Origin of the sequence: Paenibacillus sp. AR247, from assembly GCF_002968895.1 — a bacterium.
GTDB lineage: Bacteria > Bacillota > Bacilli > Paenibacillales > Paenibacillaceae > Paenibacillus_AQ > Paenibacillus_AQ favisporus.
The window spans coordinates 633,969-644,454 of record NZ_PCZT01000009.1; the positions used below are offsets into that span (position 1 = coordinate 633,969).

At 54.9% G+C, this 10,486-nt stretch carries 12 protein-coding genes and 1 pseudogene; 2 read left to right on the plus strand and 11 right to left on the minus strand.

Annotated elements, in window-relative coordinates; genetic code table 11:
• A pseudogene (locus CPT76_RS10980) lies at positions 1–214 on the minus strand (ketopantoate reductase family protein); the annotation flags it as partial.
• 161 nt (positions 215–375) lie between these two features.
• Here CPT76_RS10980 and CPT76_RS10985 point away from each other — a divergent pair.
• Positions 376–930, plus strand: a complete 555-nt coding sequence (locus tag CPT76_RS10985) for a TetR/AcrR family transcriptional regulator (RefSeq protein ID WP_105442947.1) — start codon at positions 376–378, stop codon at positions 928–930.
• A 102-nt stretch (positions 931–1,032) separates the two neighbouring features.
• Here CPT76_RS10985 and CPT76_RS39425 read toward each other — a convergent pair whose 3' ends face one another.
• Both CPT76_RS39425 and CPT76_RS39430 read right to left on the minus strand, forming a co-directional pair.
• A complete protein-coding gene (locus CPT76_RS39425; protein ID WP_258168296.1) occupies positions 1,033–1,575 on the minus strand; it encodes a LysR substrate-binding domain-containing protein in 543 nt (180 codons plus the stop codon).
• A gap of 68 nt (positions 1,576–1,643) precedes the next feature.
• Positions 1,644–1,892 (minus strand): LysR family transcriptional regulator, encoded by a 249-nt coding sequence (locus CPT76_RS39430; protein WP_258168297.1) that lies wholly within the window; start codon positions 1,890–1,892, stop codon positions 1,644–1,646.
• Positions 1,893–2,022: 130 nt separating this feature from the next.
• On the opposite strand from CPT76_RS39430, the gene CPT76_RS10995 reads away from it, so the two are divergent.
• A complete protein-coding gene (locus CPT76_RS10995; protein ID WP_483870064.1) occupies positions 2,023–2,922 on the plus strand; it encodes an NAD(P)-dependent oxidoreductase in 900 nt (299 codons plus the stop codon).
• Between the two features lie 489 nt (positions 2,923–3,411).
• Here CPT76_RS10995 and CPT76_RS11000 read toward each other — a convergent pair whose 3' ends face one another.
• From CPT76_RS11000 to CPT76_RS11035, 8 genes are all read right to left on the minus strand, one after another.
• On the minus strand, positions 3,412–4,665 hold the full coding sequence (locus tag CPT76_RS11000) for an NAD(P)/FAD-dependent oxidoreductase (protein ID WP_105442948.1): 1,254 nt from the start codon (positions 4,663–4,665) through the stop codon (positions 3,412–3,414).
• Positions 4,662–4,994: a (2Fe-2S)-binding protein gene (locus CPT76_RS11005; RefSeq protein ID WP_105442949.1), complete on the minus strand. Its 333-nt coding sequence runs from the start codon at positions 4,992–4,994 to the stop codon at positions 4,662–4,664. Before CPT76_RS11005 ends, CPT76_RS11000 begins: the two co-directional genes overlap by 4 nt.
• Positions 4,994–5,266: a (2Fe-2S)-binding protein gene (locus CPT76_RS11010; RefSeq protein WP_105442950.1), complete on the minus strand. Its 273-nt coding sequence runs from the start codon at positions 5,264–5,266 to the stop codon at positions 4,994–4,996. The genes CPT76_RS11005 and CPT76_RS11010 overlap by 1 nt, the downstream gene beginning before the upstream one ends.
• A gap of 10 nt (positions 5,267–5,276) precedes the next feature.
• A complete protein-coding gene (locus tag CPT76_RS11015) occupies positions 5,277–6,716 on the minus strand; it encodes an aldehyde dehydrogenase family protein (RefSeq protein WP_105442951.1) in 1,440 nt (479 codons plus the stop codon).
• Between the two features lie 27 nt (positions 6,717–6,743).
• Positions 6,744–7,643 (minus strand): dihydrodipicolinate synthase family protein, encoded by a 900-nt coding sequence (locus CPT76_RS11020; RefSeq protein WP_105442952.1) that lies wholly within the window; start codon positions 7,641–7,643, stop codon positions 6,744–6,746.
• Positions 7,644–7,686: 43 nt separating this feature from the next.
• Entirely contained in the window at positions 7,687–8,685 is a 999-nt protein-coding gene (locus CPT76_RS11025) for a proline racemase family protein (RefSeq protein WP_181152793.1), read from the minus strand.
• Between the two features lie 26 nt (positions 8,686–8,711).
• Positions 8,712–9,713: a proline racemase family protein gene (locus tag CPT76_RS11030; protein WP_105442954.1), complete on the minus strand. Its 1,002-nt coding sequence runs from the start codon at positions 9,711–9,713 to the stop codon at positions 8,712–8,714.
• The coding region (locus tag CPT76_RS11035; RefSeq protein WP_146116292.1) for an NAD(P)/FAD-dependent oxidoreductase at positions 9,710–10,486 on the minus strand (777 nt) is incomplete at its 5' end. The genes CPT76_RS11030 and CPT76_RS11035, both read right to left, overlap by 4 nt.

Here is a 10,486-nt window from a genome sequence, read left to right on the forward strand (position 1 = left end):
ATCGAAGCTTTCCTCAGCGTCCAATGTACGAATAACCCGGATCCGGTCGACCGTCGTTTTGTCGCTGAAATAAGTGGCGGATAACGAGGCCGCTCTGCTCCAGCTCCTCCGCCCGCTTGCCTCTGGCCAGTACAGTCACAGCATGGCCTCCGCGCACCAGTACGTGCGCCAAGTAGCTGCCTAAGACGCCTGCCCCATATACCAATATGCTCATGAATACTCCTCCGCTTCAGCATTTTAACAAATATTGATTTATCAACAAATGTTGATTAGACTTAGCATATCAATGCGATAAAAATGCATCAATCGGTAATGTTCTTGCTTTTGTCGATAAATCAACAAGCACATATCGAGTGTTCAAAAAAAGGAGAAACGATGGATAGACGGATTGCAAAAACGCGGGAAGCGATACTCAAAGCCTTCGTCGAATTGTTGGAGGAGAAAAAAATCGAGCATATTACGATCAACGAAATTGCAGATCGGGCCAATGTGAACCGGGGGACCATTTATTTGCACTATGCCGACAAATACGACTTGCTGGATCAGTGTATCGACAGCTACTTAAAGCAATTGTACGAGACCTGCATGCCTGGAAAAGACACAACCTTGTTTGCGTCCGATGGCCCGCTGCTTGAAACGTTTGAATATTTGGAACGGCATGCGCACATCTACGAAACGTTGTTGACAAGAAAAGGAACCCACGCGTTCAGAGGTCAAATGATGGCTTTCATCACTAGGGGTGTCGAGGAGCAGGTTCAATCTTATGGCCTTCCGCATGGAGCGAATCGGGAGATCACGGTACAATTCGTGGCAGCTGCTATCACGGGTCTGGTGGAATGGTGGATCGTAAATTCGATGCCGTATCCGCCAGAAGAGATGGTTAAGCAATTGGTGATGCTGCTGGAACAGCATCTGCCGACGGTATCCTGATGCAAACCAGACACGCATACAAGCAGCAAAAAAGCCGCCTGATTGGCGGCTCTTCGTGTGTACCTCCTATAAGGACGCTGTCTGATTTTCTCCACTCCATCATTACACAGCCATGGAATCAACTATTAATTTGGAGAATGCAACGAACGCTTTGCTGGAATAACGATCTTTGCGGCGGATAAGGCAGGTCTGCGTATACCTGTACTGTTCCGGAATCGGGAATGAACTGAATGCTGAATAGTCCACTGCTAAGACGGAAGCCGGCAGCAGCGTGGCAGCAAGTCCGGAGCGTACGCATCCGATCAGCGTCTCCAGCGAGCTGAATTCGATGATGTTATCGAAAGAAACTCCCTCGTTTCGCAGCCAGGCCTCCAATGCCCGCCTGAATGGACAGCCTGCCGGCGATACGGCCCATCTCGTCTGTGACAAATCCGGGAACCCGCGCATATGTGGCGGGGTTACCAAAGTTAATTCTTCGCGCTGGATATGTTCTGAAACAAGGTAAGGAGAGTCAAATTCGCCGATCACGAACGCTCCATCCAATTGATGGTCCAGCACTTTAGTCAGAAGATCCGATGACGTCCCGGACCAAATGGACAGCGAAACATCGGGATACCGACGTTGAAATTCAGCCAGGGTATCCATGAAATCCAGACAAGTTACACTGTCAACCAACACCGATCGCAAGCGGTCCGCTAGGAAATTCCGTTTCTTTAACGACTTTGCACCGCTTCTTCCGACAAATTCAGAATGTTCTTCGCGTATTCACTGAAGGTCACTCCTTTATCGGTCAACGTTACACCTTTAGGATGTCTGTAAAATAAGGGAAGACCTAGCTCTTCTTCCAACTTGCGAATCCTTGCCGTCACATTCGATTGTACGTAGCCCAATCGTTCGGCAGCCCGGGAAATGTTCCGTTCTTCTGCGATGGCCAGAAACACCTTCAGATCCGATAGCTCCATTTACGACCAACCCTCATTTCGGTATCAATAATAATGATGCTTGCATGATTTTCAATCATTATACGCCAAGTCGATCCTGCCTTACAATGATATTGCCGAGGGACGTTACTACACACGAAACTACGGCAGAATACACGGGGAGGAATCAACAAACATGAGTGATATAACGGTTATTGGGGCGGGTCCTATGGGTTCAGCGTTAGCCCGGACCTTGCTGCGCAGCGGCAAGAAGGTGACGGTCTGGAACCGGACAAGCGAGAAGGCAAGGGCTATCGTTCAGGAAGGAGCGGTTTTTGAACCCGATGCCGCACTTGCTGTGAATGCCAGCCCAATCATTATCGTATGCGTGGCAACCTATGAGATATCGCGGAGCATTTTGGGATCAGAGAATGTGGCTGCTAGAATGGACGGTAAGTTATTGGTGGAGCTCAGCACGGGGACTCCTCAAGACGCACGGAACAGCGAGGCGTGGGCTCATGAGCAGGGTGCCGATTATCTGGACGGTGCCATTATGGCGACACCTCCTCAGATAGGAATGCCTGATACACCTATATTCCTGTCAGGCTCGGAAAGCGCATATCGGCGGAGTGAGCCGGTTCTTAGAGTATTAGCCGGAAACCTGATATATCTGGGCGAATCGGTTGGATCTGCCTCTGCATGGGATTTGGCCGCCCTTTCCACGATGTTCGGCTCGATGTTCGGCTTCTTTCACGGCGCGCGCATTCTTGAATCCGAAGGCCACCGGGTCGATACGTTCGGTTCTATGATAGCCGACATCTCCCCTGTTTTCGGGCAAATGATCAAGCATGAAGGAGATGTGATTCAGTCGGAGACTTATGATCAGCCGCAAAGCTCGGTCAAAACATGCATGTCAACAGCAGAGTTATGGGTGAAGCAGGCGCGCGAAGCACGGATCAATCCGGATTTCCCCAATTTCGCCAAGGGATTATACGAAAAGGCGATACAAGCCGGATACGAAAACGAAGAGCTTGCTGCGGTCATTAAAGTTCTTCGGACGGGCAATGAATGAGGCATTCAGATACCCTCGAGTTCAAATGAAATTTTATTTTTAATCAACACATAAGTCATATTGTCTTCAGAAATTCAGCGTGATAGAATATGTACACTTACAATCGGTAAACAAAAGGGGAATCGACAGGATATGCTCCTCACTGGTCGTTCTGAAGTGCAAGCGTAATCGCATACGAGAGCAGGAAATCGCCATCTTTGACGTTCTGTCAATCAGCAGAGCTTTGATTCGCTGCGCCTTTTTCCTGCTTCCCACTTCAGAACATCAGAACAACAAGCAGCACTTCGGTCGGAGGCAGGCGCTCTTTCGCGCTCCTCAGTATCGAAGCTACAAGCTTCCGTGGATCTGTAGTTCCATGGGAGCTTTTTTGCTGCCGTAAAAGGAGAATAGCCATGTACCCTTCTAAAGCTCTACCTTACGTTTTTTTCGGTTTGCAGGGTTTTTCCATGTTGGGAAGCCGCATGACCTCCATTGCGATCGGGCTAAAAATTATTCCATTCCCTCCCCTTCGATCCCGTGCTTCTCCCTCTGAAACCTGCCCCATTTCCGGTAAAATTGCTCCCTGGCCTCCTGGATGCCCGGCCGGAATTGAATGAGCGCGGAGGCGCGCACGCGTCGGACATCCTGCATGGCTTCCAGCACTTCGCGCTCATGATGTTGACCGAGCAGGCCTGCGTCACCGCAAATTGTGGCGGCCGCAAGGCGCCCTTGAGCCATGGCTACCAGCGCGCTCTCGATCCCCGTAATATTTCCGGCTACGTACAGACCTTCGACCGGAGTCCGCATTTGCTCATCGTGAACCGGTACGTGGCCCCCCAGCTCTTCCGCATACACAAACGGGCAGCCGGCTACCGACGCCAATTCGGCCAAAGGGTATAACCCTCCGGCTATTGCCACAAAATCGACAAGCTCCTCCCGCTGGCTTCCCGGAATAACGGCGCCTTCTCCGTTGACATCCGCAAGGGTGACCGATTGAACCTGGCTGCGCCCGTTAATGGATACGGCAACGGTTCGCAAACGTAAGGGGATATCCCAAATCTTGATCCCGCTCCTTGGAATGAACCTCGATACGAAACCCGCCATCCCCAAAGCGTTTGCAGCTTTTCCTCCGATCCTCATCAGCGGTGACGGCGCCAAATGGGCCAATCCCATCAGTTCCTTCAGGCTCTCTTTTGGCGATGCTTCTTTGCCGGTTATCGGCCCAATCCCGGGCAGGACAATCCCTGCGATCGAAACGCCGCTCACCGACAGCTCGCGGGAGATCGCCATGGCGAGCACATTGACGCCTATGATTAAGCCACGGCGTCCCGGTTTGACGTAATGGACATTGGCCATCACTTGTGCGGCGCCGATCGACATGACGCCCGGTAGCGTCCACCCCGGCAGGGGATGGGGAATTTCGGCACTTCCGGTGGCGAGTAAAACGTTCCTGGCCTGCATAGATCCTTCTGAGGTCTTCAGGACCCAAACGGCGCCGCTTCGCACTATGCTGTGGACGGATACTCCGCACCGAAGCTTCACTCCTAGCGCGGAGCACTTGTCGAGAAGCTGCTCGGCCACCTGTCTTCCGACCCACCAATGCCCTTTCTCCTCGTGAAACTGCCCTAACATGCGCCCGCCCGGTTCGGGAAATTCGTCCACCACGGCAGCGCAGAGACCGCGGCTGGCAGCTTCCACAGCCGCCGACAATCCTGCCGGGCCTGCACCGACGATCAATAGATCAAAAGGAATCGCCGGCGTCATGGTAGCCTCCTCCCCGTAATCTCATTGGGAAGCCGTTCCCCTTCAGAGATGCACATCCCCGCTTCCAAAGGAGTCAAGCAGGCTCTCACCGTGCCTTTGCCCTGCACGTTCAGGCGGCACTCCATACAGTGTCCGATAGAGCAGTACAGACCGCGGGGGCTGCCGGATTCCTCATGCCGACGCAGTGTCCGTATGCCCACGGCGAGCAGCGCTGCCGCAATCGGCTCGCCTTTCAACCCGGCCCATTTCTCACCGTTAAACGTAAAATCTACGGGTTCCCGCTTTGTTTTCCTCGGCCCCAAGATCGGATGATTTTCGATTCTGTCCATTACACCTCTCCCTTCGCCAGCTGCCCGAACGTGACGGGACGGATCGGCGGACGGTAAGACAGCTGCTCCGCATCCCGGGGTAACTGCGGGTTCTTCAAATGAACCCAGGCGTCGAGCATCTGTCTGCATACCCGGCCCTGGCAGGCTCCCATTGTCGCTCTCGTCTTCATCTTGATCTGCCTGGCTGTACAGCAGCCCGATTGGTAGGCTTCCTCCAATTGTTCCAAGGTCACTTCTTCACAACGGCAAACGATCAGGTTTGATGTATTCATGGCCGGCCTCCTACCAATACCGGATGGCGCAGGTTTTCAGCTCGGTATAAAAATCGAGCGCGGCTTGCCCCTGCTCGCGCGAATGCGAGCTCGACAGCTTCAAGCCGCCGAACGGGGATTGATATTCCACGCCCGCTGTTTCCTGGTTGACGCGGACCATCCCGGCCTGAGCTTCATCCAGGAAACGATGCGCGTAAGACAAATCCCGGGTAAACAATGAAGCGCTGAGTCCGTACAGGGATTGATTGCATAATGCGATCGCCTCGTCGAAATCGGCAGCCTTCAACATCGCGGTAACCGGTCCGAAAATTTCTTCCTGAATCAGTGGATGGCCTGGATCCACGCCGGCTGCTGCGATCGGCGGAATATAATACCCCTCTTCGTTCGCCTCGGCAGAGCGGCCTTCAGCTACGATTTCAGCCTGGTCCCGCGCAAGCTTCACATAGGACATTACCGTTTCATACTGGCTTGCGGAAGCGACAGGTCCAAGATAAGCCGACGGATCCAGCGATGAAGCCAGCTTAATTCCATCGATCGCCTTCTTCATCGCTTCAATAAAAGCGTCATAAATTCCGGATTCAATGATGATTCGGCTGGTTGCCGTACATTTCTGGCCGGCCGAACGATACGCGCCGCTCACAATCATCGGGACCGTCTTCTCCAGGTCGGCGTCATTCAGGATCACGGCCGCATTTTTCCCGCCCATTTCGGTCTGATACTTGATGTTTCGTTTCGCACAAATTTGGGCGATGCGGGTTCCTGTCGCCGTTGAGCCAGTAAAGCTTACGGCGTCAAGGGAAATCTGCTCCAGAAGGGCGTCGCCGATCCTGCTTCCTTTGCCGACCACCAGGTTCAGGACGCCTGGCGGAAGAGCTGCTGCCGCAAAAACTTCGCACAGCAGGGTGGCGGTCAATGAGGCGTTCTCCGCTGGCTTCCAGACCACCGTATTGCCGCAAATGAGCGCAGGTGCGATTTTCCATAACGGTATCGCCACCGGGAAATTCCATGGCGTAATGACACCTACCACGCCCAAAGGAACCTTCTTCGTATGCTGGAGCACGTTCGGCTCGCTTGCGGGGATGACCACTCCGTTAGAGCGGACGCCTTCCGCCGCGTAATACCGAAGCAGGTTGACTCCCCGGATGACTTCGCCTTGCATTTCGGTGATCGGCTTCCCCATTTCCATGCTGGCGAGGCGGGCGACATCCGCGGAGGCGGACTCGAGCGCAGCCGCCATGCGATACAAATGCTCACCTCGGGCGGCACCGGTCAAACGGGACCAGGAACGATATGCGGCTCGGGCTGCCTGCTCCGCCTGAGCGATATGCGATGCATCCGACAGATGAAGCACCCCGATCTCCTCATGAATGTTGGACGGGTTCTTCACGGCCAGCTCATCCGACGCGGGGGTGAACCACTCTCCGCCAATCCAATTTCGGCTGTGTACCATAGCTAACCCTCCTTTTTCAATCTCTTCTTAAGAGCTCTTCGCTTCACCGGCAGGTTGGTGGTTAACGGCATGCTCAAATGCCCTTTGAATCGCTTCATACTCAACTTCCGGAAGCGGAAGACGCGGAGGTCTGGTTGGACCGACCGGGAATCCGGCGAGCTCCATCATGTACTTGATCGACTGCACTAACTGGGGACTCGCATCATAATGGAACATTGGGAGCAGGCGGCGGTATAGCGTGGTCGCTTCCTGCACCTTCCCTTGTCTAGCCAGATTGAAAAGCTCCACGCCTTCCTTAGGCAGCGCGTTCGGCACCCCGGAAATCCAGCCCACGGCCCCCATCAGCGGACCTTCCATAGCTAAGTCGTCGACGCCAATCAGCACATCCAAATCGGTATATTCCAGGATGTCGTGCACTCTGCGGATATCGCCCGAAAACTCCTTCACCGCCACAAGATGCTCCAGTCTGGAAAGCCTGGCGAGCAGCTGCGGCGTCAAATCGACCTTATAATCATGGGGATTATTGTAGGCGATCATCGGCAGCCCGACTTCATTCAGCGCTTCATAATGGGCAATAACTTCATGTTCCAGCGGACGGTACTGGATCGGCGGCAGGGCCATAACGCCTGCAGCGCCCGAATCCTTGGCATGCCGGACCCACTCGGCGGCTTGCTTCGTGGACGGCGCGGCTGAACCGACGACAACCGGTACGCGTCCCGCAGCGGCTTCAATGACGGTATGAACGACCTTTGCCCGCTCCTCATTTGTCAACGTGGCATATTCCCCTAGCGATCCTGTCGGAACCAAGCCGTGGACGCCCTGCGAGATAAGCCAGTCGCACAGCTCAGCGAGACGCTTATAGTCCACTTCAAATGCTGCTGTGAACGGTGTGACAATCGCCACATAAACCCCTTCAAATCTTGTCATATCAAGATGTCTCCTCTCATGATTCAAGTTGATATTTGTAAGGCTAATTCAGTACGAACCCATCCGGTAGCGGGTCGTCCGGATCCAATACGAAATTCATGAAACCAAGTACATGGGCGGTTCCCGTAAGCTGTGGAATGATGGTTTTATTGCCAGCCAGAAGACTGTCTCTGGCGATGCTTCCTATGACCTGAACCCCGCTGATCCCCTGATACACGGCCTGCTGTCCGGGTTCGAGCCGTCCGCGGGAGCTAAGGACCGCCAAATGAGCGCATACTCCAGCACCGCCCGGCGACCGGTCAAGCTGCTCTCCGGCAAAGACGCATGCGCTGCGGAAGGACAGACGATCTGGCTCATCCCGCTGATAGAAGAATACGCCGTGAATACCGGATATCCAATCCAGCTGCGGATGCTGAAGTTCAAGCCGGCTTTCGGCTTCACTACGGATCATACCTGCCCAATCCCTAAGCTGATGGGGCTCAAAGGAAGTCGCTCCGAACTCGCCTATATCCACCACGGCAAAAAATTCACCGCTAAAAGCGACGTCCACCCTGATTTCCCTCCCTTGGATCGTCACAGGAAATCGCTCCGTGTGCACATAACTGGGCACATTCCGGAACGACACCGACTGAACCTCGTCTCCCTCCACTTCAGCGACCACCTGGACGGTTCCCGACGGGCAATCAATCAGTATACCCGCCGCCGCATCGGACGGGGCGATTTGCCCCGTCGCGGTCCAAGCCGTGACCGCCGCAATGATTCCGTGTCCGCTGACGGATGCAAGTCCTTGCTGGTTCAGGAACAGCAAACCGAATCGCGCTTCCGGCGTCACCGGCGCTGTAACGATAGCACCGGTCATTGCATAGTGGCCGCGCGGCTCCGACATCAGCAGCTTCCTTGCGTCATCCTCATGCCGCTGAAAAAATAAAGCCTTGTCGCGCATTGTTGTGCCGGGCAATTCCGGCAAACCGCCCGTGATGATCCGCAGCGGCTGTCCGCAGGAATGCACATCGATCGCCGCATACCATTTTTTCGTTTCCATAGTGCTGGCCCCCATCGTAGTGATGTTTAGAGCAGGAAGAACCCCGTATTCAGTTCATCCCGTTCCTGAAGAATGAATTGGTGAAAGCCCATCACCCAAGCCGAGCCGGAAATCTGCGGAATCACGGCCGGCAGATGGCCGACGGTCGTGTCTTCCAGGACACGGGCGCGAAACATCGAACCCACGATGCTCTCATGGACGAATTCCTCTCCGATTGCCAGTTCGCCCTTGGCACGCAGCACAGCTACTTTGGCGGATGTGCCCGTTCCGCAGGGGGAGCGGTCAATCCCCCCGGGAGGGACGACGACCGTATTCCGGCAGTGGGCATCTGGCGATACAGGATCGCTGTAGAACTCGATATGGGTCAGTCCGCGAATGACAGGAATTTCGGGATGTACAATTTCAAAGCTGTCATTCACCGCGTCGCGGATCCGGACGGCGGTGCGAACGATCTCGGAAGCCCGCTGGGGAACCAGCGGCAAATGCAGTGATCGGGCATCGACGAGCCCGTAAAAATTGCCGCCATAGGCCAGATCCAAGGAGACCTCACCAAGATCGCCGACCTGCACCCGGACATCCTGCTTGTAGAGAAAAGAAGGAATGTTCGTAAAGGTGACCTGTCGGACCTTTCCTCTCTCGATCTCAAGCCTGGCTTCCACAAGGCCGGCCGGTGTGTCGAGCCGGATGACGTCCTTGGTTGCCGGATAATATCCCGACTCAATCAGCGCCGTGCACAGCCCAATCGTATCGTGACCGCACATCGGCAAATACCCGCCGGTTTCGATAAACACCACGCCAATGTCGGCATTCTCATCGCATGGCGGAGTCAAGATGCAGCCGGACATGACCTCATGTCCGCGGGGTTCGAACATCAGCGCTTGGCGGAAATCGTCATGATGCTCGGACATGTATACCATCTTCTCGGTCATCGTTTTCCCGAAAAGTTCCGGAGCCCCGGACATGACGGTCCGGGTCGGATTCCCGCCGGTGTGCGTGTCGATCGTGGTGACCATCTTGGTCCATCTCATCGAATCACCTCCTGGGGGTGCGGCTTGCTCCGGAATCGGTCATAACGAAGACGGTCCACCGGAATGCAGGTCTCCGACCCGCTCAGCATTTCGCTGATCACTTTCCCGGTTACGGCGGCCAGGCTGATCCCGTCCCCTTCATGTCCCGCCGCCACATAGAATCCTGGGACTTCGTCGATTGCGGAAACGATCGGCAGATGATCCGCCGTCCACGGCCTCAGTCCCGCATAGGTTCTCAGGAGCGGAATCTGTTCCAGCACAGGGAAAAAACGAATGGCTCTTTCCGCAATCAAGCTGATGACCTGCTGATCTACGCCGCTATCCATCCCGACAAATTGGCGGCTGGAGCCGATCAGGAAGTTTTGCGAAGCGGTAGGCTCGAAGACGAGCGCAACGCCATATCGGTCGAATTTGGGGTCCACGGTGCGAGTGCCGCCGAATTTACTCATCAAATATCCGAACTCCATCACCTTCCGTTTCCCGATGTTCGCCCACCGGGATGCGACAAGAATGTGTCCCTTGCGGGGCTCGATCGGAATATCGATGCCCACCATCCGTCCGATATGCTTCGCCCAAACCCCGGCCGCATTAATGACTGTGTTCGTGCGGATTCTGCCCTCCGAGGTTTCGACGGCGCGTACTTCCCTTTCCTCATCGAGCTGAATACCGGTGACGGGCGTATGGGTTCGAAGCCTTGCCCCATAGCGCCGGGCTGTGGACGCCAGCGAGTAGGTCAGCAGCACCGGATTGACCGTTGAATCCGTCGCACATTC

Bases quoted from the DNA above. Each gene is read 5' to 3' on its own strand.
- CPT76_RS10985 (WP_105442947.1), top strand. From the start codon at position 376: ATGGATAGACGGATTGCAAAAACGCGGGAAGCGATACTCAAAGCCTTC.
- CPT76_RS39425 (WP_258168296.1), bottom strand. From the start codon at position 1,575: ATGGATACCCTGGCTGAATTTCAACGTCGGTATCCCGATGTTTCGCTG.
- CPT76_RS39430 (WP_258168297.1), bottom strand. From the start codon at position 1,892: ATGGAGCTATCGGATCTGAAGGTGTTTCTGGCCATCGCAGAAGAACGG.
- CPT76_RS11000 (WP_105442948.1), bottom strand. From the start codon at position 4,665: ATGACGCCGGCGATTCCTTTTGATCTATTGATCGTCGGTGCAGGCCCG.
- CPT76_RS11005 (WP_105442949.1), bottom strand. From the start codon at position 4,994: ATGGACAGAATCGAAAATCATCCGATCTTGGGGCCGAGGAAAACAAAG.
- CPT76_RS11010 (WP_105442950.1), bottom strand. From the start codon at position 5,266: ATGAATACATCAAACCTGATCGTTTGCCGTTGTGAAGAAGTGACCTTG.
- CPT76_RS11015 (WP_105442951.1), bottom strand. From the start codon at position 6,716: ATGGTACACAGCCGAAATTGGATTGGCGGAGAGTGGTTCACCCCCGCG.
- CPT76_RS11020 (WP_105442952.1), bottom strand. From the start codon at position 7,643: ATGACAAGATTTGAAGGGGTTTATGTGGCGATTGTCACACCGTTCACA.
- CPT76_RS11025 (WP_181152793.1), bottom strand. From the start codon at position 8,685: ATGGAAACGAAAAAATGGTATGCGGCGATCGATGTGCATTCCTGCGGA.
- CPT76_RS11030 (WP_105442954.1), bottom strand. From the start codon at position 9,713: ATGAGATGGACCAAGATGGTCACCACGATCGACACGCACACCGGCGGG.